Origin of the sequence: Acinetobacter sp. YH16051 (assembly GCF_013417135.1) — a bacterium.
Classification (GTDB): Bacteria; Pseudomonadota; Gammaproteobacteria; order Pseudomonadales; family Moraxellaceae; genus Acinetobacter; species Acinetobacter towneri.
Genome location: NZ_VPEN01000005.1, coordinates 108,629 through 133,662 on the forward strand (window position 1 = coordinate 108,629; position 25,034 = coordinate 133,662).

The following is a 25,034-nucleotide window of genomic DNA, read 5'->3' on the forward strand; positions in this document are numbered from 1 at the left end:
TATGCCCATTCAGAAAAAAATCTGAAATATTTTTTAATGTATGGTTAAATTTCGCGTTTCTTGATGAAATCAGCACCGCAGATGAGATCTCTGCACTCACAAAATTGAGTGACTCACGTCTAGCAGCAGTCTGTATTTTCATCGACTGTCCAAAACCCAAATGGATACTGTATGAGCGCACTCAACCCCACCATTATTACTTTCCTGTTTTATATTGTCGCCATGATTGTCATTGGTTTATTAGCTTATCGCGCGACTCGAAATTTCTCGGACTACATTTTAGGTGGTCGTCGCCTTGGCAGTTTTGTCACTGCACTTTCTGCAGGCGCATCCGATATGAGTGGCTGGTTGCTGATGGGCTTACCCGGTGCCATTTATCTTTCAGGTTTGTCTGAAATGTGGATTGCCGTTGGTCTGATTATTGGCGCATGGCTAAACTGGCTTTTGGTGGCAGGTCGTTTACGAGTACACACCGAAGTACAGCACAATGCACTGACTTTGCCTGATTATTTTTCTAACCGTTTTAATGATCAAAGAAAAATTTTAAGGATTGTATCTGCCTGCGTAATTCTAATTTTCTTTGCGATTTATTGTGCTTCGGGCATGGTTGCAGGTGCGCGCTTATTTGAAAGTATGTTTGATCTGCCTTATAGCACTGCATTGTGGATTAGTGCTATTGCCACCATCAGCTATGTGTTTATTGGTGGTTTCTTGGCAGTCAGCTGGACGGACACCATTCAGGCTGGCTTGATGATTTTTGCGCTCTTGCTGACCCCTATCATTACCCTACTCAGCTTTTCTGACCTAAGCCAAGTCACACTTGCTTTAGAAGCGGCTCGTCCGCAGGCGCTGAATTTAGTCGGAGATTTAAGCTGGGTCGCGATCATTTCCCTCATGGCATGGGGCTTAGGCTATTTTGGACAGCCACATATTTTAGTGCGTTTTATGGCAGTTGATTCAGTCAAGTCTATTCCGAATGCACGTCGTATTGGCATGACATGGATGACCTTATGTTTAGGCGGTGCGGTGGCTGCGGGCTTTTTTGGTATCGCCTACTTCCAACAACATCCTGAACTGGCAGGTGTGGTCAATGCCAACCCTGAAACAGTATTTATGGAACTTACCAAAATTCTGTTTAACCCGTGGGTAGCAGGTGTGGTACTGGCGGCAATTTTAGCTGCTGTGATGAGTACCCTAAGCTGTCAACTTTTGGTCTGCTCAAGTACTTTAACTGAAGATTTTTACAAATCTTTCTTACGCAAAAATGCTTCACAAAATGAATTGGTCTGGGTCGGACGTGGCATGGTTCTCATGATTGCACTGCTTGCTATTTGTATGGCGGGTAATCCTGAATCGAAAGTCTTGGGATTGGTTTCTTATGCTTGGGCAGGCTTCGGTGCAGCATTTGGCCCGCTGATTATTCTGTCTTTGTTCTGGAAACGCATGACTTTAAATGGTGCATTGGCGGGGATGGTTGTTGGCGCACTAATGGTGATACTTTGGAAAAACCTTTGGGCAGATACGGGTATTTATGAAATTATTCCAGGTTTTGTGTGTTCTTGGATTGCGATTGTGGTGGTGAGTTTATTGGGCAAAGCACCAAGTCATGAAGTGACAGACCGTTTTGAACAGGCCGATCAGCAATATAAAGAATCGCAATCAGCTGTAGATTGATCTGCATAGAGATAAAAAAGCAATAAAAAAAACCAGTGCCTTGAATTGCACTGGTTTTTTTATGTCTAAAATTAGTTTTGATGCACTCAAATCAAGTCAATGAATCGGTGGTTTTTTCTTTCTCTGCTGCGGCTTTTTTTCTTGGCTTACGAAACCGTTTGGCCGGCCAAACCATCGTAAAACGTGCACCGCCCAAGTTCGGACTCTGATCGACTTCAACCTTCCCACCAAACCAATAAGCAATGCGGCTCACAATAGGTAATCCTAAACCGTAACCACCTGAAGCGCGGGTACGGCTGTCATCCAAACGGGCAAAGACTTCAAATACACGTGCACGGTCTTGTTCAGGAATCCCTGGCCCATCATCTTCCACACAAACATAGGCCATGCCTTGCTCGTTAATGCCGCCACTGATCAAAATTTTATGCTCACAGTAACGGACTGCATTGCCCACCAAATTCTGTACCACACGGTGCAGGTAACGGCGTTCAGCTTCCACTTCCAACGTTACAGGTGGTGCAAGCAACTGAATATCTTTTTGAGTTTTCAGCGCTTCGGTTTCCGTAACCACCTGCTCTAGCACTTCAACCAAAACAATTTTTTCAATCTCTAAAGATGGCATGCCCTGTTCAAGCTTGGCATAGGTCAGGATCTCATCAATCAAGGTGTTTAAAGCCTCGATATCTTTATCAATCATTTCGACTTGCTGTAAGCGGTATTCATAATCATCTTCTTCTGCCAGCATTTCCATACCAAAACGGATACGTGCCACAGGCGTGCGCAGCTCATGCGAAACAGCACGCATCAGTTCACGCTGCGCCTCAATCAAACGCTGAATATGGTCGGACATGCTGTTATAGCTCGATGCTAAACTTGCCATTTCATCTGTGCCATCTACAGGCAAACGCATGTTTAAATCGCCCGATTTGGTACGGTCTAAGGCATAGTTCACTTGGCGAATTTTACGCTGCATAGGCAAGATCAGACCGTAAACCCCTAAACTCAACATAAACATACTGAGCAAGGTAATACCTGCTGCCAACTGGAATGGCATCCAGTCAAATAACGGTACAGGCCCTAAAACCAAAACTTCTGAGGGGGAGTTTGGCATCGGTGACACAATCGAGATGGTTGTACCACGCACAGTGGCATTGTCACGATATAAAATAATGCTTTGATCGAGTCTTAAACTACCAATCTGTTCTGAATCGAGTGGAAGTTCCTGAATATTTTTAATATTGACTGGATAAGAAAAGTGCTGCTGAATTTTGGCCAGATATTCTTTTTCCTGACCTGGGTAATACACCAAATAATCTAAAACAAAAATCGGCAATGCTTTCATTTGCCGTTCTGTGATTTTATCTGCCTTGATATATAAATAATGACTTGGATCATCTTTCATGCCCAAAATAATATAGGCAATCATATTTTTGGCATCAAAGCGCACAGCGGCTTTACGTTCTTTAATCCGTCGAAGCTCTGTGCGCGACAAATCTACTTTGTCTGCCTGCACATAATACATGGGCAATTCTAGCAAATCCGATGCATCAGAAATCCAGTCTTTCTTTTGCTGTTCGTTTTGTTGTCGTGCAATCCCTTCACTAATAATATAAGCCATACCATCAGTTAAAGACTCACGATATTCTTGCGCACGCTGATAGTTGATGATTTGCACCAATAAGTAAGCCAAAATGGCAACTACCGCAACTAAGATCACCAATCCTGCATAGATGCGCAAGAATATACTGTGTTTAAGCACAAAACCCGTCCTATGTGACTTATTTTATATTTGAGTCGGTATTAAACTCAGAAAAAAGCGTATTACATGCCGTTGGTTTCTTTAACGAACAAATAACCTTTACTGCGTACCGTTTTAATACGTTTTGGATTTTCAGGATCATCGCCAATTTTTGGACGAATACGCGAAATACGCACATCAATTGAACGGTCTTGACCATCATATTCAATGCCGCGCAGACGCTCAAAAATATCTTCACGAGATAAAATACGCCCTGCATTCGAAGCCAATAACCATAATAAGTCATATTCTGCGCTGGTGAAATCAACCAATTCACCATTTAAAGTCACAGAACGGCCACCGTTATCAATCACTAAATCATCAAATTCAATGCGCTGTGCGACTTCATCTTCAGTCACATTGTCGGTACGGCGTAATAAAGCACGAATACGCGCCAACAATACGCGCGGCTGCACAGGTTTTGCAACATAGTCATCGGCACCCATTTCCAAACCTAGCACCTGATCCATATCTTCGGTACGTGCAGTCAACATCAAAATCGGTTGGTGATAATGTGGACGAACTTCACGGCAAATAGTTAAACCATCGGCACCTGGTAACATCACATCGAGCACCACAAGATCTGGTTGCTCGGCAATAATACGGCGAATCGCGCGGTTGCCATCTGGTTCTACCCCAACTTCTAAACCATTACGAATTAAGTATTCCTGCGTAAGTCGTGCAAGACGTTCATCATCTTCAACAATTAAAATTTTTGTTAACTTTTCTTCTTGACTCATAGTCTGTCCCTTTATTGGATTCAACCTATCCTTTTAAAATCTGAGAGATAGGGCTTGATATAGTTTGCAATATACACACGTTTACATTGTAAACAAGATACTGTTCACCAAAATGATACATCTGCGTAGTATTTTGTTGTATTTTTATTAAGCATTGAATTTATAGTATTTTTCTAGTTTTAGTGATTTTTGGGCACATTTAAGAAATATTAAGTTACAAAATGGGTATTTTTTGCACTAGATCAAGCCCTTGCTTGATTTAGAAAAATTATCTCCTAACTTTCCAAGTTATCCACAAGGTTATCTATAAGCAGTTTTTCCGAGCTTTGCTATGCTATGCCCTTGTCTGATAAGGCTTATAGCCAATAGGACAAAATTCGGTATTTTTGAGATAAATTTTAATTCAGAAAAAGTCAAAATTTAAAAAAAAGTCAATATTGATCTACCCTCAATTTTCCCGTATCTTGTGTTCAATTCAATTTTAAACCACTAAGTCTTGTGTTTATTCCTCAAACGCTGTGGCCTAAATTTTGCCCAGTTTAAATGGTCCATAAACATAACAATAGATGACAATGGAGCTATGCTGACATGAGCGTAATCACATCAACCCCCGGTCAATTACAAGTGATTAAACGCACTGGTGATGTTGCCGCTTTCGATGCTGAAAAAATTGCAGTTGCAATTGGCAAAGCGTTTCTGGCTGTAGAAGGTCAACAAAGCGCCGATTCAAGCCGCATTCATGATCGGATCGAACAACTGACTGAAATGGTGTTGAACACATTCAACCGCCGTTTACCGTCTGGCGGAACCATTCACATTGAAGAAATTCAAGACCAAGTTGAACTTGCGCTTATGCGTACAGGCGAGCAAAAAGTTGCTCGTGCTTATGTCATCTACCGTGAACAACGCTCAGAAGCACGTAAGCAAGCAGGTGAAAACCATCACCCGACTTTACAAGTGACCGACGCAAACGGTCAGCTTAAACCACTAGATTTAGGTGCTTTAAAAGCAACCGTGAATAAAGCGGCAGAAGGTTTAGAAGGCATTGATGTAGATGCCATCATTGATGAAACCGTGAAAAACCTCTACAACGGTGTAAAAGAGTCTGACATCTCAACCACCATGATGATGGCGACCCGTACCCGTATTGAGCAAGAGCCGAACTATACTTATGTGACTGCGCGTTTATTGCGTAATGACTTGGTGGCAACAGGTTTAGAGTTTTTAGGTTTAGCAACAGATACACCTGAAGGCGAAGCATTAGAAACTTTCCTGAAAAAAGGTGTTGAGCTTGATTTGCTTTCTGCAGACTTACTTGAGTTTGACCTTGCCAAACTTGCTGCAGCGATTCAACCTGAGCGCTCAAACCAGTTTACCTATCTAGGTCTGCAAACTTTATTTGACCGTTATTTCATTCACTCAAATGGCGTACGCTTTGAACTTCCACAATTGTTCTTCATGCGTGTGTCAATGGGTCTGGCGCTCAATGAAGATGACCGTGAAGCTCGTGCAATTGAGTTCTATAACTTATTGTCTAGCTTCGACTACATGGCATCTACGCCTACCCTGTTTAACTCAGGTACGCTACGTCCACAGTTATCAAGCTGTTACTTAACTACAATTTCCGATGACCTTTACAACATTTATGGCGCGATGCGTGACAATGCGATGCTGTCTAAATGGGCAGGTGGTTTAGGCAATGACTGGACGCCAGTACGTGCCTTGAACTCATACATCAAAGGAACTAACGGTAAATCTCAAGGTGTTGTTCCGTTCCTAAAAGTAGCGAACGATACTGCTGTTGCGGTCAACCAAGGTGGTAAGCGTAAAGGTGCGGTATGTGCCTACTTAGAAACTTGGCACTTAGACATCGAAGAATTCCTCGAGCTGCGTAAAAACACAGGGGATGACCGTCGTCGTACCCATGACATGAACACAGCCAACTGGGTGCCTGACTTGTTCATACAACGTGTCTTTGAAGATGCAGAATGGACATTGTTCACGCCGTCTGAAACACCAGACTTGCACGACTTGACAGGCGAAGCTTTTGCCGAGCGTTATGCATATTACGAAAGCATTGCCAAAGAAACTAACATGCTACATAAGAAACTTCGTGCGAAGGACTTATGGCGCAAAATGTTGTCAATGCTGTTTGAAACAGGTCACCCGTGGATCACATTCAAAGACGTATGTAACCTACGTTCACCGCAACAACACGTTGGTGTAGTGCACTCATCTAACTTGTGTACTGAAATTACCCTAAATACGAACCAAGATGAAATCGCGGTATGTAACTTGGGTTCTATCAACCTTGTACAACACGTTCAAGGTGGTGTGTTAGACCGTGAGAAATTGGCACGTACTATTAAAACTGCAGTACGTATGCTCGACAACGTCATCGACATCAACTACTACGCTGTACCACAAGCACGTAATTCAAACTTGAAACATCGTCCTGTAGGCATGGGCATCATGGGCTTCCAAGATGCACTTTATGAAATGAACTTGGCTTATGGTTCAGACGCTGCAGTTGAATTTGCCGATGAATCTATGGAAGTGATCAGCTACTACGCGATTCAAACGTCTAGCGATTTGGCGGTTGAGCGTGGTACTTACGAAACATTTAAAGGTTCATTGTGGGATCAAGGCATCTTACCAATTGACTCTTTAGACATTGTGGCGAAATCACGTCCACAACGTATGTTTGAAGTAGACCGTACACAGCGTTTAGATTGGGACAGCTTACGTGCCAAAGTTCAAAAAGACGGTATGCGTAACTCAAATGTGATGGCGATTGCACCGACTGCAACCATTTCAAATATTTGTGGCGTTTCTCAGTCTATCGAGCCGACATTCCAAAACCTATATGTGAAATCGAACTTGTCTGGTGAATTTACAGTAATCAACCCTTACCTCGTTCGTGCATTGAAAGCGCGTGATTTGTGGGATTCTGTAATGGTGAATGACCTGAAACACTTTGAAGGTTCAGTACAAAAAATTTCACGTATTCCTGAAGAATTGAAAGCAATTTTCGCGACAGCGTTTGAAGTTGAGCCACGCTGGATTGTAGATGCAGCATCACGTCGTCAAAAATGGATTGATCAGGCGCAATCGTTGAACTTGTATATTGCAGGTGCAAACGGTAAGAAACTTGACCTGACTTATAAAATGGCATGGTTACGTGGTCTGAAAACGACTTATTACCTACGTGCATTGGGTGCAACGTCTGCAGAGAAATCGACTATTAACACGGGCGCATTGAACGCAGTAAAACCTGCAACAGTGACAGCAGCGCCTGTAGCAACTCCTGCACCAGAAGCGACTGCAGCTGTTGATGAAGATTTTGCTCAAGCAGCGCCAGTGCCAATGGCATGTAGTATTGATAATCCTGATTGTGAGGCTTGTCAGTAAAATAAATAACTAGAAGTCAGAAAACATTATTAGCTACCTACGTGGCAAATAATGTGACTCTAGTAGATGTTTTTACTAGCACATCGCCATGAAAGTAGCTTCTTACAATATAAATGGAGCTATCATGAGCTTATTAATCATTACATTTTTACTAGCTTTAGCTGATATTTTAAACAGTTGTGCAAATTTAGTAGAAGCAACATCAAGCCTTTTGCTAGCGATTAATATTCTGTTAGAGAATGAGTTAGTAACAAAATTATTGAGTTCAACTTTTAATTTATAAGATTTTTTGGTTGTCTTAAAACTTAGGGCAACCAATCCAGTTGAATAACCAAGGAAATCACCATGCCACACATGACCCACAACTATATGTTAGGACTCGCGGTCTTGCTGGTTTCCTTTGTAGTATTGTTTTACGCACCAATAGCTTACTTTTGGGTACAAGCGGCAAAACAACAGCGAAAGCAAAATAAGTCGTGAGCAAACTGGTCGGAATGTACATTTTTCAGACCAAGATGAGCAAAACTTAATTTTGCTTTCACAAATTAAGCGTATATTAAGACATCTCAGCGTAGCTGGATGTCCATAAAAGATATAAAGCAACGAAGAGAGAATTGATATGTCTATCCTAAGTTGGGACGATTTCGAAGATGATTCGCAAAAACCGGCTGCTCCTGAACACAAGTCTGCGCCCGTCGAGCCGCAAAAAGCGCATGATACGCAGATGGTATCTCATGCAGAGCAACCACAGACGCCTGTGGCAGCTGCACAACCCGCTGCAGCCCCTAGAAGTAGAGCAACAGATTCAACCGATCCGTTGGCAAGAGCATCTAACGCTCTAGATCAATTGGACGTTGCACCTGGTCTTGAAGAACTAGAAATGGGTGCATCTCGCGTACAGGTTGATGATAAAGCCATGATCAACTGTCGTGCAGACTTAAACCAGCTTGTACCGTTCAAATACGAATGGGCATGGCAAAAATATCTAGATGGTTGTGCAAACCACTGGATGCCGCAAGAAGTGAACATGAACCACGACATCGCGTTGTGGAAGTCTGAAAATGGTTTAACTGAAGATGAGCGCACCATTGTTATGCGTTCACTTGGTTTCTTCTCTACTGCAGACTCATTGGTTGCTAATAACTTGGTATTGGCTATTTATCGCCACATTACCAACCCAGAATGCCGCCAGTACATTTTGCGTCAAGCCTTTGAAGAAGCGATTCACACTCACGCTTACCAGTACTGTATTGAATCGTTAGGTATGGATGAAGGCGAAGTCTTCAATATGTACCGCGAAGTACCATCGGTTGCGCGTAAAGCAGCATGGGGCTTGAAGTATACGCAATCTTTAAGTGATCCAACTTTCAAAACTGGTACACCTGAAAACGACCAAATTTTGCTACGCAACTTGATTGCATTCTATTGTGTACTCGAAGGTATTTTCTTCTACTGTGGTTTTAGCCAAATCTTGTCGATGGGTCGTCGTAACAAAATGAATGGTGTTGCAGAGCAATTCCAGTACATTTTACGTGATGAATCTATGCACTTGAACTTTGGTATCGACATGATTAACCAAATCAAGATTGAGAACCCGCACTTGTGGACTGCAGAATTCCAGCAAGAAGTGATTCAAATGATTCTTGAAGGCACGATGCTTGAAATTGAATATGCGCGTGACACTATGCCACGTGGCGTATTGGGTATGAACGCAGGCATGATGGAAGAATATTTGAAATTCATCTGTAACCGTCGTTTAAGTCAGCTCGGTTTACCTGAACAGTTTGTTGGCGTAAACAACCCATTCCAATGGATGTCTGAAATGATGGACTTGCGTAAAGAGAAGAACTTCTTTGAAACGCGTGTGACTGATTATCAGACTGGCGGTGCATTGAGCTGGTAATAATTACCGCGGCGTATAACGACACAACTTATGTCATTTGCGACACATCCGTGTCACTCGAAAGCAAAACTTGAATGACAGATGATGTTAAATAAAAAAATAGAGCCTAATGGCTCTATTTTTTATTTACTTTAAAAAATCAAAAAGGATAATATCCAACAGCTTTTGGAGTTAAATCTGTATTATGTTAAATTTAAAAACTCTATAAAATATAAAATTAGTTCTATTGATCAATGAACTAAAATTATATGTAAGTTAAAAATAAATAGAATAAGGGGTTATAAAAATGAATCTTGACTTAAGTAAATGGAGTCTAGTTAAAAATGTTTTTTCTAAAGCACAAAAAGCAAATATGCATGTAAATATTGCGAGTGTTTCTATAGAGGGCATACCTAACATCACCCCAATAGGAACAGTTTTCTTAAATGATGATGGAACAGGCTTTCTATTCGATTCATTCTCTAAACAACTCGCAGAAAATCTCCAAACAAATAACAATATTTGCATCAGTGCTGTAAATTCAAGCAAGCTATTTTGGTTATCTTCATTTATTCAAGGTCAATTTAGTTCTTATCCTGGTGTAAGGCTCTATGGGGAACTTGGGGACTTGAGACCTGCAACACAAGAAGAAAAATTAAAAGTTAATCGACGTATCCAATCTCTAAAATGGACTAAGGGCAGTAAATTAATTTGGTCTGATTTTACAAATGTCAGAGAGTTTAAAATTAAGAGCTACAGATGGATTAGCTACCCTAATATGATGGATCATTTAACATAATAGTGGTCACAATATAGCCACATATTGGCATAAAAACAGCAACTTAAAAAGCCACGCAACGCCCTAAAACCCAATTTTAATCTATAAAAAGCACCACTCAATATGACGACCCTCACCCAAAATTTACTGGCCTTATTACAGTTAGAACAAAAAAAGTGAACATTACTTTATTGGACAAAGCCAAACGCACTTTGGCACGCGTGTATATGGCGGGCAATTACTGGCGCAAAGTATTATGGCTGCAGCAAACTTGACAGCTAAGTCTCTGTATAGCCTGCATGCTTATTTCTCTATACTGGCGATACCACCGCACCTATTCTGTATCACACAGAATTTTACGTGACAGCCCAAGTTTTAGCACCATACAAGTCACCGCCTTACAGTTTGGACGTCAAATTTATAAAGCCATGTTGTCATATATGCAGCCTGAAGACGGATTGGAGTACCAAACCACTGCGCCTGAATATCCCGCAGCAGAACAACTACAGACAGAACAATGCTATAAACAAAATAAAGAAAGGCGCATCACGCGCCTTTTTTATTCAGGCTGCTCACATTTAAGCTGGAATACGCAACACTTGACCAGGGAAAATGTCATCGGCATTTTTCAATAATGGACGGTTAGCTTCAAAGATTTTGTTGTATTGGTTGGCATCCCCATAAAACTCTTTAGAAATTTTAGATAAGGTATCGCCTGATTTTACTGTGTAGAACTTGCTTTCTGGCTCTGGTGTTGCAACAGTGAGTTGATCATCTACTTGTGCAACGTGGTCAATATTACCTACCGCAAGAACAATTTTTTCACGGTCTGCCTGACTATTTACCTGTCCACGCACCGTAGCTAAGTCTGTCGTTGCGTTATAGCTGACCGATAAACCTGTAATTGGCAAACCTAAGCTTTTTACATGCCCCAAAAGTTTGTTGGCAATTTCTTGTGCAGAAGGTTCTGCCGGTGTGCTTGGTGCAGCTTGTGGCTCTGCAGGTGCTGTGTTTTTCTTACCAATCCCTTTTACAAAATCAAAAAGACCCATGAGGTGCTCCTATTTTCTTTTCTGCTGTTATAAAGCGTCACTCATTTGCATGAGCACGATGTTCTCATTTATTTATAACTAAAAAATAAGCCACTTCGGTTGTGATTAGACATTAGCTTGGTAACAAAATGTAAACTGCATCACATATTCAAAAACAAGCCGTTTTTCATGTTTCATTTTAAAACTCCAGCACATAAAAAAGCCACCTTGCGGTGGCTTTCATTTCAGCAGTGCTGAAATCAACAATTAACCAAGTTTTTTAGTTACGTAGTCAATTGCTGATTGAACTGTTGTGATTTCGTTAGAATCTTCGTCTGGGATTGTGATGTCAAAATCGTTTTCGAAAGACATTACAAGCTCTACTAAGTCTAAAGAGTCAGCACCTAAGTCATCCATAAAAGATGCTTCGTTTTTGATTTCTTCAGCTTTAAGACCAAGTTGTTCTGCAACCGCTTGTTTAACGCGTTGTTCGATATCGCTCACAGGAATTCTCCTCATTGCTTGTGGCGTTTTTAATGCCGTTAGTTTAATTGAATCTATAAAATTTTGAAAGTTTATACTTGAGCTTAGCTCATGTATAAACCACCATTTACGTGTAACACTGTACCAGTGATGTAACCAGCTTTGTCAGAAGCCAAGAAACTCACTGCATTTGCGATATCTTGTGGATCACCTAAACGGTTTAATGCCACTTGCTCACTCATTTTTTTGCGAATTTCTTCACTTAACTGATCTGTCATTTCAGTTGCAATAAAGCCCGGCGCAACCGAGTTTACTGTAATTTGACGACTGCCCATTTCTTTGGCAAGGCTTCGGCTGAATGCTTCAATACCGGCTTTTGCCGCAGAATAGTTGGCTTGTCCTGGGTTCGCAAAATGTGCCACCACAGAACTAATATTAATAATGCGTCCAAAACGTGCTTTGGTCATGCCTTTCAAGACACGTTTAGATAAACGGTAAACTGCCTTTAAGTGAATGTTGAGAATGTCATCCCAATCATCTTCTGACATACGCAGTAACAAATTATCTTTGGTGATACCCGCATTGTTGACCAATACCAAAACTGAACCATAGCTTTGTTCAATGTCAGAAACTAAGGCATCAATGGCAGCACCATCACGAACATCTAAAACTTTACCTGCACCGTTTTCTGCAAAACTTGCCGATAATTTTTCTGCGCCCGCTTCAGAAGTGGCAGTACCTACCACAAAAAAACCGTCTTGAATGAGTTGCTGAGCGATGGCGGCCCCAATCCCTCGGCTTGCACCTGTGACTAATGCAACTTTACGTTCTTGTGTCATGCAATTTTCCCTTCTGCCACTAAAATGGCATTTAGTGCATCTTCCATACGACTTTGTGTGTCGAGTGGGAATGCTTTTTCGATATTCGGTAAACGCTTCGCAAGATTCGCCAATACGTTGCCTGGGCCACATTCCACGATATATTCAATACCCTGATCTTGTAGGTATTGCATGGTTTGTGTCCACTGCACCGATTGGTACAATTGCGCAGTGAGTGCCTGACCTAATTGCGCAACATCTGCCGCGATTCCAGCGTTGACATTTTGTATTACAGGAATACGCGGTAGCTCAATGGCAGTTTGTTCCAAAGCTTGTGCAAACTGTTCGGCAGCAGGTTTCATCAATGAACAGTGTGAAGGTACAGATACAGGCAGGGCAATGGCTTTACCGCCATTTTCTTTGGCCAATGCCATTACTGCTTCGACTAAAGTTGTATCGCCTGCAATAACCACTTGCCCTTGTGCATTGTAGTTGGCTGCTTCTACCGAGCCACGACCTTGCACATTCACTTGTTCACATAGCTCAAGCACTTTGGCATCTTCAAGGCCTAAAATGGCAGCCATTGCGCCCTGACCTTGTGGCACAGCGTTTTGCATTAATTTGCCGCGCAAGTTTACCAGTTTAACGGCATCGCCCAAGCTCAAGCTGCCTGCAGCTACTAATGCGCTGTATTCGCCCAATGAGTGTCCTGCCAAATATTTTGGTGCAACACCACCCAACTCTAACCACACACGCCATAAAGCGATACTTGCAGTGAGTAATACAGGCTGAGTAAATTCTGTTTGGTCTAAACCTTCACCACTTTGTGCAATGTGCCATAAGTCAAAGCCAATCGCTTCAGAGGCTTCTGCAAATGTTTCGCGCACACCGCTAAACTGTTCTGCAAGCTCAGCCAACATACCGGCTTTTTGTGAGCCTTGACCAGGAAAGACAAATGCAGTTTTAGTGGCTTGAGCTGCTTGCTCGAGTCGTTTAGCAGACATAAAAAATCCTTTAATTAAGATGCGCAAATTGTAGTTTTTTGCAGCTACAACCCACACCTTCTCATGTAAGCTCAGTTATGGAGCGGAAATTTAACACTTAATTTTGTTTTTAGTAATTGCCAAATACAACAAAAATCGGGCACAAAAAAAGGGAGCTTACGCTCCCATTTTTTCTACTAAGCTTGACGCTTAATACATCACCAATTATTCAGCATCTGCTTTAGCGAATAATTGACGACCACGGTAGAAACCATCTTTAGTTACGTGGTGACGACGATGAGTTTCACCAGTAGCTTGGTCTACAGTTAATGCATTCTCGGTTAAAGCGTCATGTGAACGGCGCATGTCACGGCGAGAGCGACTTTTACGGTTTTGCTGAACGGCCATGATGGCTCCTTACAAAGATCGAAAAAATGGATCAGAACAAATTGAGTTGTCTTAACTAAAAATTATAACATAATTTTCAGTTAAGTTTACCTTTCAAACTTGCCAAAACATCAAACGGATTATCACGTTTTTCTTCGGCAATGTTCTGAATGGCAGGTTGATGCTTATGCTCGCAAGCGTCATGCTTAGGAGATAAAGGCAACAACAATAACAATTCATCTTCTATAAGTGACAGTAAATTAGCCGTCGCAGGCGAATCATAATCGCCTTTGGTGGTGGCTTCACTTTCACCTAATACAATGAAATCAGCATCCTCATCCAAGCGCTCTATCAGTGACTCATCATCCACAAGAGCTAGATGAAAATCTGAAACGAGGTCTATTTCTACAGAACCCAAGCAGCGTTGGCATTCCATTGGAACTCTCGTTTCAATATGACCATCTAGCCATACAATGCGATGATACGCATCCATTGATAGCTTACAGTCTATGTTAACCAATTGATCATCAATTGATCCAACAGCTTCACGGGCGATACGAGCAAAGCGAGACAATGGCAGGTTACCTGACCATGTAAAGCCCTGTTCAGCCCATTTAAACGGCTCAATCTGTGCCGGAAAGGTATTTGCTGACATAATTAAGGCGGCAATTCTACAAATTCATCAGTACTCTGTCAAAGATTAAGATACAATTTTGTACTTATTTAGACAGACCAATTTTGGGTAACACAGTCATGCATCTGTTGCAGCCGCAAACAGAAGTGAATTTTTCATCACTTGTGAGCACACTTCCAACCACCAATTCTGACACTTCGCACCCCCAAGTGCAACTCTCGGACTGGGCAAAACTCAATACAGAAACGGAACAGGTGGACTGGCTCATCTTACACTTTAATCACTGGTTTTCCCACCTAAATGTGAACTTGGTCAAAGGTGATTTTGAACCTGAGTACTTTCCTGCCACGGTAACACAGCCTGCACGAATTCAATTTGCACATGGTTTCTTTAATAGTGCCTTGCATGAAATTAGCCATTGGTGCATTGCAGGCGAACAACGACGTTTATTGCCAGACTTAGGCTATTGGTATGCTCCCGATGGTCGCACTCAGGAACAACAAGCCTTATTTGAACAGGTTGAAATTAAGCCTCAAGCCATTGAATGGCTATTTGCTCAAGCGTTTGGACGTAAATTCCGTGTATCTTTAGATAACCTGACCGGTGAAGGTGGAGATGGCCGCACATTTAAAGACAATGTCTTTGCCCAAGTACAGCGTTATTTTAACGGAGAAGCCAAATTACCACGCGATGCAAAACGCTTTATTGAATGTATTTGTTACTGCACCCGAGGTGGCAAAACATTACAAATTGCAGAGTTTGAACGAAAAAATTTGGATTAAATGCAATAAAGCACAAGGCAATGATTGCAACTGACATCAATCCCCTTTCATAATGAGCCTAACGTCACATTTACGCTACTGAGGAATTCATATGTTGCATTTAAGAGTACATCCTGAAAATCCACAGCCGCGTCTAATCAGCCAAGCGGTTGAACGCATACGCGCAGGCGATGTGGTGGTCTATCCAACCGATGCTGCTTATGCGATTGGTTGCCAAATTGGTAATAAAAACGCGATGGAGCGCATTTCACAAATTCGTGGTTTAGGCGCAAAACACCAATACGCCATTATTTGTGCCGATTTATCGGATATTGCCACCTACGCCAAAGTGGACAATGCCATGTATCGTCTGCTGAAAAACAATACGCCTGCGGTCACCACATTTATTTTACCTGCGACCAGTGAAGTTCCACGTCGCTTGATGCATCCCAATAAAAAAACCATTGGTTTGCGTATTCCAAGCAACCCTATTTGTCGCATGCTGCTTAAAGAATTAGGCGAACCGTTACTGACCAGTACCCTGATTTTACCGGGGCAAGAAGACCCTTTAGATGATCCATACGAGATTGATCTACAACTCAACAAACGTATTGATGTACTGATTGATGGTGGCTTAGGCACACTTAGCACCACCAGTATTATTGATTTATCGGGCGACAACCCGCAAATTGTGCGTCGTGGTGTGGGAGATGTGAGTGCTTTTGAATAAGCATTCACTACCTGCAAAGTGATTGACAGCACTACGGTTTAAAAGCCTTACTTGCACGAATTAAACCCATGACTTTATTTCAGGTATTGTTAAATTTGCAGCAGTTTTCGGATGAGATGCACATTTATGTGCAACATTCGTGGACGCTAGATTCCGATGCAATCGTGTGTTCCCAAACTGCATTCACAGCAACAATACCTGAACCTCCCGATTCTTATACTTACTTTTTAGATGCAGCACTATGTAAAGCACTTTTAGCGCAATCGCAAACTCGTAATCTGTGTTTACAAGACAGCTGCATGGCAATGATTGAATACGCATTACAGAATAAAACAGAAATAAATACTTAAAGATTGAATGAGTTAATTTTTACAACTTGCCTTAAATCTCCCTCAATCCCGATTTATTTTAGGCTTTTTTTGATATTTGGTCGTAGAACAGATTTATTTCAATCACGATATCCTTTAGACTAGCCGCTATTAATTCTGAGCTATTTCTCCATCTCCTTCTTATCTGAAGCGGAAATAGCATTTGCATGCTTTTGAAAATTCGCGTGGCCCAACACTGTAATGAATCAATCCCTCCACAATGCGATGGAACCTGCCCAACACATTCGTGTGTTAGATGAGTGGCAAGAGTCGATTCCTGAGGATTTGTATATTCCTCCTGCAGCATTTGAAATTCTGTTAGAGCATTTCGAAGGACCACTCGACTTTTTAATTTACCTGATTCAAAAAAATGGCTTCGATTTACTTCAGTTAGATATTGCCCCGATTGCATCGCAATATTTGTCGTATATGGATGCCATGAAATCGCTAAATATTGAACTGACTGCCGATTATATGGTGATGGCGGCATTACTGGCCGATTTAAAATCCCGCCTGTTGTTGCCTAAACCTGCAAGTATCAGCAGCATTGAAAAAGACCCAAAACAAGAGCTGATTGACCGTTTAGAAACCTATTTAAGAATCAAGCAAGCAGCTGAACGCTTGGGGCAAATGTCTGTTTTGGAACGCGATACCTTTGCTACCAATGTTAGCTTAGGGCATACCGCAGTCAATAATGTTGGCTATGCAGCCGATCAATTACGTGATGCCTTGTTCTGTATTTTTAATCGTCCTGAACCTGTCACCCATCAAGTTTTGCAAGAACCTGTTTTACTTGAAGAACGGATTGCATTTATTGAAGCCAAACTCGCATCGGGTGAAGTACTAAGTTTTGACGCGTTGCTTAAACCAAGTCAGGGACGCATGGGCATGGTGGTGACCTTTATGGCGATTTTAGAACTGACCCGCCAGCAAAAAGTGTGCATTATCAGCAGCGGTATTGAAGCACCATTGAGCATTCAAGGGGCGCAGACATGAATCCAGAACCAATAATTTCAAGCTTGTCTGAAGGCGAACAACAGCATGAAGTGCTGATGCAACTCGAAGCAATTATTTTTGCCAGTGACAGTGCTGTGTCTTTAGCACGTCTGAAAGAAGCGTTTCAAGATAAGTACAGCAAAGCGCAATTGCGCCAGTTTTTACAACAATTGGCCATGTTACAACATGGTCGCTCGATTGAACTGATCGAAACCGCACAAGGTTTCCGTTTTCAGGTGCGGGCAAAGTATCGTACAATTATTACACAGGTATGGCCTGAACGTCCGACCCGACTTTCACCCTCACTGCTAGAAATACTGGCTGTGATTGCCTACCACCAACCTGTGACCCGTGCAGATATTGAACAAATTCGCGGAGTATCAAACAATAGTCAAATTTTACGTACATTGTTTGATTGGAACTGGATTAAAGAATCAGGTTTCCGAGAACTCCCAGGAAGACCTGCGTTGTTGGTTACAACGCCTCAATTTTTAAATGCGTTTGGCTTGAATTCCTTAAGTCAATTGCCTCCCCTACAGGATGCCAAGGAAGCTTTCATGGCACTCGATGCATCTGCGTCTGTGTCTTGAATAGGTAAACTGTTGATGATCATTTCTAAGGTTATGCTGTCATGAGTGAAAAGTTGCAAAAGGTACTCGCACGAGTAGGCTTGGGTTCTCGCCGTTATATGGAAGAAGTCATTGCCGCTGGTCGTGTGAGTGTCAACGGCCAAGTTGCCCAAGTGGGTGAACGTATCGAACCAGGTGATGAGCTTCGCATCGATGGTCGTAAAGTTCAGTTCCAAATTGAAGATGAAATTCGTCGTCGTGTTCTGATTTACTACAAACCAGAAGGCGAAATTTGCTCACGCAACGACCCAGAACAGCGCCCAACTGTATTTGATAACCTGCCTGCAATTGCCAATGATCGTTGGGTAATGGTTGGTCGTCTGGACATTAACTCGACAGGTTTATTGCTATTCACCAACGATGGTGAATTAGCCAACCGTTTAATGCACCCATCGAACGAAATTGAACGTGAATATGCAGTTCGTGTGATGGGTGAAGTGACACCACAACTGAAAAACAACATGCTGCGCGGCGTAGTGCTAGATGATGGCCCTGCCAAGTTTGAATCTTTCTCTGAAATTGGCGGTGATGGTATTAACCGCTGGTATCAAGTGGTGGTAAAAGAAGGTCGTAACCGCGAAGTTCGTCGTATTTTTGAATCACAAGGTCTGAAAGTCAGCCGTCTATTGCGTACCCGTTACGGCACGGTAATTTTACCGCGTGAATTACGTACAGGTCGCTGGATGGAATTGGATAAAAATGACATCGATAACCTTGCCAAAGCGGTTGAGTTAAAACCACGTCAAGGCACAGGTTTGTACGGCATGGCAAAACGTCGCAATGAGCGTATGCAGGAAAAACCATTGGCGGCTCGTCGTGGTGGTTTCTTGCGTCAGCAACGTCGTGACACCGAAGAAGCTGCACAAAACACAGGTTTTGCACCACGTGAATCACGCCAAGAAGGTAACAGTTACGGCAACCGTGAGCGTCGCCAAGACGGTAACAGCTATGGCAATCGTGAACGTCGCCAAGACGGCAATAGCTATGGCAACCGTGAGCGTCGCCAAGACGGTAACAGCTATGGCAACCGCGAACCACGTCAGGATGGTAACAGCTACAGCAACCGTGAACCACGTCAGGATGGCAACAGCTACGGCAACCGTGAACGTCGTGACGAAAATGCACCACGCAAACCGTTTGGCAATAAAAGCTTTAAAAAATTCTAAAAGCTGAAATACGCCAAATTGATAAAAAGCCACACGTTCATGTGTGGCTTTTTTATTGGGCAAATTGGTTGGACAAAAAATAATAAAAATTAAATATTTGGCAATACAGGAATTTCAATCCACTGTGCTTTTGGAAAGCTTTTTGACAAATAATTTTTTAAATATTTGGCAGTATCCTGCGAAATTAAAGGGTCTTGTGATTCATCGTTCAAATTATATGCCAATGCATGTAAATTCAAACCACGTGTTTTTAAAGCTTCCAAACTGAGCAAAGTGTGGTTAATACTGCCCAAACGCCCAGAACTCACCAAAATAACAGGATATTGTTTTTGCTCAATATAGTCGATGGTGAGTAGGTCTGTGGTCAGCGGCACCATGAGTCCACCCGCACCTTCTAATAATACTGCATCATACTTTGCTGCCAGTTGCGCAGTCGCAGCCTCAATTTTAGCAAAGTCAATCTCACGACCATCAATTTGTGTAGCCAAATGCGGTGAAGCAGGATAACTAAAAATTTCAGGCATGGTGAGCTTGTCATCATCTTCAGGCAACCATTCACTGCCCATAATTTTACGATGCTGCTCAATATCTTCTGAAACGTCTTGATTGCCTGTTTGAATCAATTTTTGGGTAATAGTCTGAATACCCTGTCCATTCATGGTCTTGGCCAAATAACCTGTGGCATAGGTTTTACCAATCCCTGTATCAATACCACTCACAAAATAAACTTGAGCTGTCATGGCATTCTCCGTGCAAGACAATAAATAGGATGATACGTGAGCGTATAACTTTTTTGCTGTGAGCTATGCTGCTGACTAAACTGTTCATAGCCCCGATAAAATTCGGTTAAAGTCGTTTTGTTCCAACGCTGCCCTTGCGCTGTACCCGTGACACCCGTGGCTTTTAAATGCTGCAAAATCTGTTTGGGATGTTCAAAACTTAATGATTCAAGCTGCTCTGAACAGTGTAATACTTCAAAGCCCTGCTGTTTAAGCTGTTGTTGTAACGCATCCATACTCAAATAATGTAAGCCTTGACCTGTTAATTGCTTAATTTCAGTCAAGTTTTGAGGGCCAAACGTCGAAAAGCACAAATACCCTTGCGGCTTTAACGCTTGATTCGCCTTGCACAATAATGCTCCAAAATCTTCCACCCATTGCAAAGCCGAACTCGAACAAATTAAATCCAAAGACTGCGGAAAATCGAGCTGTTCTATATCGCCAATTAAGCCATGAATTTGCGTACTAGTTGTTTGAGGATGATGCAGATACGCATGCAACACTTCGGCATATAAATCATTTAAAGTCAGCTGTTGAATTTGAAATTCACGCAGTAGCAAGTCGGTTAAATTCCCTGAACCACAGCCGATTTCCAAGACGTTTTCAAAGCAAGGCTGAGGTTGATCTGACAACTTTTGCTGCACAATATATTGCTGCATTTTTGCCATTAACTGCTGACAAATTTGCTGCTGTACCACGGCATGCGTTTTATAACTCTGATGAGCGCGGGCAAAACGCTGTGCCACTTGTGCCTTATCTATACGCATACGCACACTCAAAGCAAATCCAGTAACTGTGTTAAATCTGCCGTTTCAAATTGCGTATTTAAACAAATCCGCAGTCTTGAACTGCCTTGCGGCACAGTCGGTGGACGTACAGGCATCACATAAAAACCTGCAGCCTGTAACTGTCGGGCTTTGCTTACAGTTGCAGTAGAGTCGCCAATAATCACAGGTACAATTTGCGAAGTTGATGGGCAAGCAAAACCTTTGGCCTGAATCCCCTGCTGTATAGATTGGCTCAAGGCCGCCAAATGCTGACGCTGTGCCTGCATGTGCACAATCTGATTCAGCATAAACTGCGTCCACGCCATACAAATAGGTGGCTGTGCGGTACTAAAAATTAGCGGGCGCATCCGATTAATCAGATAATCGCGGATAATCGGATCACAGATCAAATATCCCCCAACTGAAGCAATGGCTTTGCCAAACGTCCCAACCAGAAAATCAATGGCATCAATCACGCCATACTGTTCGGCACAGCCCAAGCCTTGCTGCCCACGTACGCCAATGGCATGTGCTTCATCGACATATAACATAACTTTGGCAAACTGCTGTTTCAGCGCGACCAATGCGGCTAAATCAGTTTCATCACCATCCATACTAAAAATGGATTCAGTCACCACAATAATGCGTTCATAATTGTCATCAGCATGATATTGCATCAGCAATTGCTGCAAATGTGCCAAATCATTATGCCGATAACGCAAATATTTGGCAGATGACAAACGAATGCCGTCAATCATGCTGGCATGTACCAGTTTATCGGCCAAAATTAGGGTTTTCGCATCTGCCAATGCAGGTAAAATACCAATATTCATGTGATAGCCGCTATTAAACAGCAAGGCAGCTCGCCCATGAAATAATTGCGTTAATGTGGCTTCAAGCTGTTCATAGGCAGGGAAATTTCCAGTCAGTAAACGTGATGAAGATGCACTCATTAAACGCTGTGCATTCGGTGTTTCATCAAAAAACTGTTCACGTAAGCGCAAATCAGAGGCTAAACCCAAATAATCATTGGAAGATAAATTCAGCATCTGCTGTTGCTGAATTTCAATTGTTTTACCTTGCTGCTGATTGCTGCGAAATTGACGAAAATTGCCCTGTTGGCGAAGCTGATCAAGCTGTTCTGCATAGTGATCGAGTAAACTCATGCGCTCGCTCCTTGCATACCTGTCACCACCTCAGCCAATTGCTGCAATAAAGTATTTAGTTCTGCTGCTGTAATCACATACGGCGGCATCACATAAACCAATTTACCAAATGGACGCACCCAAATACCGCGTTGCACAAATTCTTGTTGCAGGCTTTGCATATCGACAGCATGTTTTAGCTCCACCACACCAATTGCACCTAAAACCCGCACATCCTGCACCCATGCCAAATTAGCCAATGGCGTTAAATGCTGTTCAAGTTGCTGCTGAATGCGTTGAATATTGGCTTGCCAGTCTTGTTCTAATAATAATTGGGTACTTTTTACTGCAACCGCGCAGGCCAGTGGATTTGCCATAAAGGTCGGGCCATGCATAAACACACCTGCCTCACCCTGCGAAATCATTTCTGCAACATGCTTCGTGGTCAATGTGGCAGACAAAGTCATATAACCGCCTGTCAGCCCTTTGCCGATACACATAATATCGGGTTCGACCTGAGCATGTTCCCATGCAAACAACTTGCCTGTACGCCCAAAACCTGTGGCAATTTCATCAAAAATTAACAACACATCATATTGTTCACAGAGCAATTTGGCTTGACGCAAATATTCAGGATGATAAAAGCGCATGCCGCCTGCACCTTGCACAATCGGCTCAATAATCATGGCAGCAACCTGCTGATGATGCTCTGCCAAACTTTGCGCCAGCTCTGCAATATCGTCAGGATTCCACTTTTGATCAAATGCGACTTGCGGTGCGGAAACAAAATAACGCTGTGCCAGACTTGAGCCAAAAACCTGATGCATCCCTGTGACAGGGTCACAGACTGACATGGCATTCCATGTATCGCCATGATAGCCAGAACGAGTGGTAATAAAGTTGGTTTTTTCAGGCTTGCCTTGTGCAGTCCAATATTGCACGGCCATTTTCAAGGCGACTTCTACCGCAACTGAACCTGAATCTGCATAAAAAATTTTATCTAAACTTGGTGGCGTGATTTGCAGTAACAAACGCCCAAGTTCAATGGCTGGGCTGTGAGTTAAACCACCAAACATGATATGTGCCATGTTGTCGAGTTGTTCTGTGACAGCACGATTCAGTTCAGGATGATTATAACCATGAATCGCGCACCACCACGATGACATACCATCAATCAATTGACGACCATCTTCAAGTTCAATGATGCTGCCAAATGCCCGCTTTACTTTGAAAGTCGGCAGCGGCTGAGTCATAGAGGTATAAGGATGCCAAAGATGTTCACGATCAAAAGCCAAATCCATCTGTTCTGTCATCCTGTCCTCATCCTTGAAATTACAAAACTAAGCTGTCGTAAATCTTAAACCTGTCTGCCTGCAAAATAAATTGCGAGATTTGTCAGTTATCCCTGAGTTGACGGATTTTTCTGTAAATATTGGCAGATTTTGCTAGTCAGCTCATCCGCATGGAACAATGGCAGCCCATGCGAGCCTGATAAAACATCTACACTTAAAAACTTTGCAGCTAAATTTTGCAGTTTAGCTGCAACTTTGCAATCAACTAAAACATCCTGCTCGGCAAAAAGATGATACTGCAGACCTGTATAATTTTTAAGCTTAGTCACCAAGTTTAAGTTTTCCAATAAATCCAAACCGTGTTGAAGCAAAGATTGCGGCTGTGGCTGAACCAAACTTTGTAATTGTAATAGGTCGGTTTTACTACTAGTGACACCCTGACACACCATAAAACCAAAACGCTTTAGGGTCAGAATTGGGTCTTGTGCAAAAGATTGTTTAAACTGGGCAAACGTGGCTTGTGGCATAGCGGTATCCCAATCGGCTTGTGCAACAAAACACGGATTGGATGCAATGGTAATTAAGGTTTTATATCCTGCATATTGGCTGGCAATCGCATCGACCAGTAGCGTTGCCAATTGCCCACCCAGTGACCAGCCCATAATTACATCAAACTGACGTGCAAATTCAACCTGTTGCTGCATGACTTGAGCATCAGTAGCGTTAAAAATATTGATGAGCTCAACCCGAAAACCTTGTGCAGTTAAGGCTTGCTGTAACGGATTTAAGAGTGCAGTACCACCGCCCCAGCCTGTAATCAATAAAATCTGTTGTTGCACGTGGCTTGCTCTCAAGTTAGAAAATCACCTCAGTATAATACTGAATCGGCTCAATCGACATCTGCAAAGCACCAAGATACATCCTTAAAAAAACCAATTGATATAAAAAAGCCAATCTATAAAAACCGATCTATAAAAAAACCCGACTTATCATAAATCGGGTTTTGGTCTATTTTGCTTTGATCAGATTACATTTGCGATTGAATGTAGTTTTGTAAACCAATCAATTCAATTAAACGTAATTGTTTTTCCAACCAGTACGTATGATCTTCTTCTGTGTCGGTCATTTGCTGACGCAACATATCACGGCTGACATAATCGCCTTTTTCTTCACACAATTTTACGCCTTGCGCCAATTTTTCACGTACTTCGTATTCCAGTTTTAAATCGGCTTTTAAGCAAGACACCACATCTTCACCCACGTCGATGTCATCGCGCTGCATATTTGGAGTGCCTTCAAGGAACAATACACGACGAATTAAAGCATCGGCATGCTGCGCTTCTTCCTGCATTTCATGGTCAATGCGCTCAAAAATTTTGCTTAAACCCCAATCTTCATACATACGCGAATGAATCAGGTATTGATCGCGAGCAGCCAGTTCGCCACCAATCAACATATTTAAATAGTCTACGACTTCTGGATTGCCACGCATTTGCTGTACTCCCTTTCTTAATCCAGTCATTATGGACACATTCAGGCAAAATTGCAAAAGTTAATTATTGTAAACCCATGATTTTTATAAAATTAAAATGAGAAACATACGCATTTGCAATATAACTTAAAAATTCCCATATATAAAACAACTGCTTGGCAAAACTTAGCTTTAAAAATGACAATACAATGATTTTGCATCATTTTGTAAATATTGAAAGAAACCATACTTTGACGCTCAAGTATCGTAAAAAACGCCTAAAAAGCGGATTTTAAAACCCAGCTGCTTTA

25 protein-coding genes and 1 pseudogene are annotated in these 25,034 nt (G+C 42.2%); 12 read left to right on the forward strand and 14 right to left on the reverse strand.

What is annotated here, in order from left to right:
- Positions 1-171: 171 nt before the first annotated feature.
- A complete protein-coding gene (gene putP, locus FTV41_RS06255) occupies positions 172-1,674 on the forward strand; it encodes a sodium/proline symporter PutP (RefSeq protein ID WP_179989220.1) in 1,503 nt (500 codons plus the stop codon).
- 91 nt (positions 1,675-1,765) lie between these two features.
- Here the strand turns inward: putP and bfmS are convergent, their stop codons facing one another.
- Positions 1,766-3,433 (reverse strand): sensor histidine kinase BfmS, encoded by a 1,668-nt coding sequence (gene bfmS, locus FTV41_RS06260; protein WP_208011914.1) that lies wholly within the window; start codon positions 3,431-3,433, stop codon positions 1,766-1,768.
- Between the two features lie 62 nt (positions 3,434-3,495).
- Entirely contained in the window at positions 3,496-4,212 is a 717-nt protein-coding gene (bfmR, locus tag FTV41_RS06265) for a response regulator transcription factor BfmR (RefSeq protein ID WP_070152993.1), read from the reverse strand.
- A gap of 588 nt (positions 4,213-4,800) precedes the next feature.
- Here bfmR and FTV41_RS06270 point away from each other — a divergent pair.
- The 5 genes from FTV41_RS06270 to FTV41_RS06285 all read left to right on the forward strand — a co-directional run bounded on the left by FTV41_RS06270 (position 4,801) and on the right by FTV41_RS06285 (position 10,304).
- A complete protein-coding gene (locus FTV41_RS06270) occupies positions 4,801-7,623 on the forward strand; it encodes a ribonucleoside-diphosphate reductase subunit alpha (RefSeq protein ID WP_179993619.1) in 2,823 nt (940 codons plus the stop codon).
- A gap of 124 nt (positions 7,624-7,747) precedes the next feature.
- Positions 7,748-7,906, forward strand: coding sequence for a hypothetical protein (locus FTV41_RS06275; protein ID WP_179989218.1), 159 nt, complete (start codon positions 7,748-7,750; stop codon positions 7,904-7,906).
- 62 nt (positions 7,907-7,968) lie between these two features.
- Positions 7,969-8,103 (forward strand): hypothetical protein, encoded by a 135-nt coding sequence (locus FTV41_RS15340; protein WP_004972322.1) that lies wholly within the window; start codon positions 7,969-7,971, stop codon positions 8,101-8,103.
- Positions 8,104-8,242: 139 nt separating this feature from the next.
- Positions 8,243-9,526: a ribonucleotide-diphosphate reductase subunit beta gene (locus tag FTV41_RS06280; protein WP_154320991.1), complete on the forward strand. Its 1,284-nt coding sequence runs from the start codon at positions 8,243-8,245 to the stop codon at positions 9,524-9,526.
- 286 nt (positions 9,527-9,812) lie between these two features.
- A complete protein-coding gene (locus FTV41_RS06285) occupies positions 9,813-10,304 on the forward strand; it encodes a pyridoxamine 5'-phosphate oxidase family protein (RefSeq protein ID WP_104853115.1) in 492 nt (163 codons plus the stop codon).
- Positions 10,305-10,861: 557 nt separating this feature from the next.
- Here FTV41_RS06285 and lysM read toward each other — a convergent pair.
- From lysM to FTV41_RS06315, 6 genes are all read right to left on the reverse strand, one after another.
- On the reverse strand, positions 10,862-11,335 hold the full coding sequence (lysM, locus tag FTV41_RS06290) for a peptidoglycan-binding protein LysM (protein ID WP_168418821.1): 474 nt from the start codon (positions 11,333-11,335) through the stop codon (positions 10,862-10,864).
- Between the two features lie 246 nt (positions 11,336-11,581).
- Positions 11,582-11,818 (reverse strand): acyl carrier protein, encoded by a 237-nt coding sequence (gene acpP, locus FTV41_RS06295; protein WP_001279871.1) that lies wholly within the window; start codon positions 11,816-11,818, stop codon positions 11,582-11,584.
- Positions 11,819-11,901: 83 nt separating this feature from the next.
- Positions 11,902-12,636, reverse strand: coding sequence for a 3-oxoacyl-ACP reductase FabG (fabG, locus tag FTV41_RS06300; protein ID WP_019837736.1), 735 nt, complete (start codon positions 12,634-12,636; stop codon positions 11,902-11,904).
- On the reverse strand, positions 12,633-13,619 hold the full coding sequence (gene fabD, locus FTV41_RS06305; RefSeq protein ID WP_178319279.1) for an ACP S-malonyltransferase: 987 nt from the start codon (positions 13,617-13,619) through the stop codon (positions 12,633-12,635). The genes fabG and fabD overlap by 4 nt, the downstream gene beginning before the upstream one ends.
- 204 nt (positions 13,620-13,823) lie before the next feature.
- Positions 13,824-14,006: a 50S ribosomal protein L32 gene (rpmF, locus tag FTV41_RS06310; RefSeq protein ID WP_004972331.1), complete on the reverse strand. Its 183-nt coding sequence runs from the start codon at positions 14,004-14,006 to the stop codon at positions 13,824-13,826.
- 76 nt (positions 14,007-14,082) lie between these two features.
- On the reverse strand, positions 14,083-14,640 hold the full coding sequence (locus FTV41_RS06315; protein WP_131260705.1) for a DUF177 domain-containing protein: 558 nt from the start codon (positions 14,638-14,640) through the stop codon (positions 14,083-14,085).
- Positions 14,641-14,738: 98 nt separating this feature from the next.
- Between FTV41_RS06315 and FTV41_RS06320 the strand changes: the two genes are divergently transcribed.
- The 6 genes and pseudogenes from FTV41_RS06320 to rluB all read left to right on the forward strand — a co-directional run.
- Positions 14,739-15,401: an elongation factor P hydroxylase gene (locus FTV41_RS06320; protein WP_004972334.1), complete on the forward strand. Its 663-nt coding sequence runs from the start codon at positions 14,739-14,741 to the stop codon at positions 15,399-15,401.
- 91 nt (positions 15,402-15,492) lie between these two features.
- Positions 15,493-16,110, forward strand: a complete 618-nt coding sequence (locus FTV41_RS06325) for an L-threonylcarbamoyladenylate synthase (protein ID WP_004972336.1) — start codon at positions 15,493-15,495, stop codon at positions 16,108-16,110.
- Between the two features lie 68 nt (positions 16,111-16,178).
- On the forward strand, positions 16,179-16,460 hold the full coding sequence (locus FTV41_RS06330) for a hypothetical protein (RefSeq protein ID WP_179996291.1): 282 nt from the start codon (positions 16,179-16,181) through the stop codon (positions 16,458-16,460).
- Positions 16,461-16,679: 219 nt separating this feature from the next.
- Positions 16,680-17,474, forward strand: coding sequence for a ScpA family protein (locus tag FTV41_RS06335; RefSeq protein ID WP_179996292.1), 795 nt, complete (start codon positions 16,680-16,682; stop codon positions 17,472-17,474).
- Entirely contained in the window at positions 17,471-18,064 is a 594-nt protein-coding gene (gene scpB, locus FTV41_RS06340) for an SMC-Scp complex subunit ScpB (RefSeq protein ID WP_004972340.1), read from the forward strand. The genes FTV41_RS06335 and scpB overlap by 4 nt, the downstream gene beginning before the upstream one ends.
- Before the next feature lie 41 nt (positions 18,065-18,105).
- A pseudogene (gene rluB, locus FTV41_RS06345) lies at positions 18,106-18,978 on the forward strand (23S rRNA pseudouridine(2605) synthase RluB); the annotation flags it as partial.
- Positions 18,979-19,358: 380 nt separating this feature from the next.
- Here rluB and bioD read toward each other — a convergent pair.
- The 6 genes from bioD to bfr all read right to left on the reverse strand — a co-directional run bounded on the left by bioD (position 19,359) and on the right by bfr (position 24,744).
- On the reverse strand, positions 19,359-20,009 hold the full coding sequence (gene bioD, locus FTV41_RS06350; protein WP_136144800.1) for a dethiobiotin synthase: 651 nt from the start codon (positions 20,007-20,009) through the stop codon (positions 19,359-19,361).
- Positions 20,006-20,815, reverse strand: coding sequence for a malonyl-ACP O-methyltransferase BioC (gene bioC, locus FTV41_RS06355; protein ID WP_136144801.1), 810 nt, complete (start codon positions 20,813-20,815; stop codon positions 20,006-20,008). The genes bioD and bioC overlap by 4 nt, the downstream gene beginning before the upstream one ends.
- Before the next feature lie 8 nt (positions 20,816-20,823).
- A complete protein-coding gene (locus FTV41_RS06360) occupies positions 20,824-21,981 on the reverse strand; it encodes an 8-amino-7-oxononanoate synthase (protein WP_179996294.1) in 1,158 nt (385 codons plus the stop codon).
- A complete protein-coding gene (bioA, locus tag FTV41_RS06365; protein WP_179996312.1) occupies positions 21,978-23,261 on the reverse strand; it encodes an adenosylmethionine--8-amino-7-oxononanoate transaminase in 1,284 nt (427 codons plus the stop codon). The genes FTV41_RS06360 and bioA overlap by 4 nt, the downstream gene beginning before the upstream one ends.
- A gap of 98 nt (positions 23,262-23,359) precedes the next feature.
- Positions 23,360-24,091 carry a hydrolase gene (locus tag FTV41_RS06370; protein ID WP_179996295.1) on the reverse strand — a complete coding sequence of 244 codons (732 nt, stop codon included), beginning with the start codon at positions 24,089-24,091 and terminating at the stop codon, positions 23,360-23,362.
- Positions 24,092-24,279: 188 nt separating this feature from the next.
- Complete coding sequence (bfr, locus tag FTV41_RS06375) at positions 24,280-24,744, reverse strand: bacterioferritin (RefSeq protein ID WP_004972356.1); 465 nt, start codon at positions 24,742-24,744, stop codon at positions 24,280-24,282.
- Between the last annotated feature and the right edge of the window lie 290 nt (positions 24,745-25,034).

Coding starts and splice junctions, on each gene's coding strand:
- FTV41_RS06280 (WP_154320991.1), top strand. CDS start 8,243: ATGTCTATCCTAAGTTGGGACGATTTCGAAGATGATTCGCAAAAACCG.
- bioA (WP_179996312.1), bottom strand. CDS start 23,261: ATGGATTTGGCTTTTGATCGTGAACATCTTTGGCATCCTTATACCTCT.
- FTV41_RS06360 (WP_179996294.1), bottom strand. CDS start 21,981: ATGAGTTTACTCGATCACTATGCAGAACAGCTTGATCAGCTTCGCCAA.
- FTV41_RS06270 (WP_179993619.1), top strand. CDS start 4,801: ATGAGCGTAATCACATCAACCCCCGGTCAATTACAAGTGATTAAACGC.
- FTV41_RS06320 (WP_004972334.1), top strand. CDS start 14,739: ATGCATCTGTTGCAGCCGCAAACAGAAGTGAATTTTTCATCACTTGTG.
- bfmR (WP_070152993.1), bottom strand. CDS start 4,212: ATGAGTCAAGAAGAAAAGTTAACAAAAATTTTAATTGTTGAAGATGAT.
- FTV41_RS06330 (WP_179996291.1), top strand. CDS start 16,179: ATGACTTTATTTCAGGTATTGTTAAATTTGCAGCAGTTTTCGGATGAG.
- FTV41_RS15340 (WP_004972322.1), top strand. CDS start 7,969: ATGCCACACATGACCCACAACTATATGTTAGGACTCGCGGTCTTGCTG.
- scpB (WP_004972340.1), top strand. CDS start 17,471: ATGAATCCAGAACCAATAATTTCAAGCTTGTCTGAAGGCGAACAACAG.
- fabD (WP_178319279.1), bottom strand. CDS start 13,619: ATGTCTGCTAAACGACTCGAGCAAGCAGCTCAAGCCACTAAAACTGCA.
- FTV41_RS06325 (WP_004972336.1), top strand. CDS start 15,493: ATGTTGCATTTAAGAGTACATCCTGAAAATCCACAGCCGCGTCTAATC.
- bfr (WP_004972356.1), bottom strand. CDS start 24,744: ATGCGTGGCAATCCAGAAGTCGTAGACTATTTAAATATGTTGATTGGT.
- rpmF (WP_004972331.1), bottom strand. CDS start 14,006: ATGGCCGTTCAGCAAAACCGTAAAAGTCGCTCTCGCCGTGACATGCGC.
- FTV41_RS06275 (WP_179989218.1), top strand. CDS start 7,748: ATGAGCTTATTAATCATTACATTTTTACTAGCTTTAGCTGATATTTTA.
- fabG (WP_019837736.1), bottom strand. CDS start 12,636: ATGACACAAGAACGTAAAGTTGCATTAGTCACAGGTGCAAGCCGAGGG.
- lysM (WP_168418821.1), bottom strand. CDS start 11,335: ATGGGTCTTTTTGATTTTGTAAAAGGGATTGGTAAGAAAAACACAGCA.
- putP (WP_179989220.1), top strand. CDS start 172: ATGAGCGCACTCAACCCCACCATTATTACTTTCCTGTTTTATATTGTC.
- FTV41_RS06335 (WP_179996292.1), top strand. CDS start 16,680: ATGAATCAATCCCTCCACAATGCGATGGAACCTGCCCAACACATTCGT.
- FTV41_RS06285 (WP_104853115.1), top strand. CDS start 9,813: ATGAATCTTGACTTAAGTAAATGGAGTCTAGTTAAAAATGTTTTTTCT.
- bioD (WP_136144800.1), bottom strand. CDS start 20,009: ATGACAGCTCAAGTTTATTTTGTGAGTGGTATTGATACAGGGATTGGT.
- bioC (WP_136144801.1), bottom strand. CDS start 20,815: ATGCGTATAGATAAGGCACAAGTGGCACAGCGTTTTGCCCGCGCTCAT.
- FTV41_RS06315 (WP_131260705.1), bottom strand. CDS start 14,640: ATGTCAGCAAATACCTTTCCGGCACAGATTGAGCCGTTTAAATGGGCT.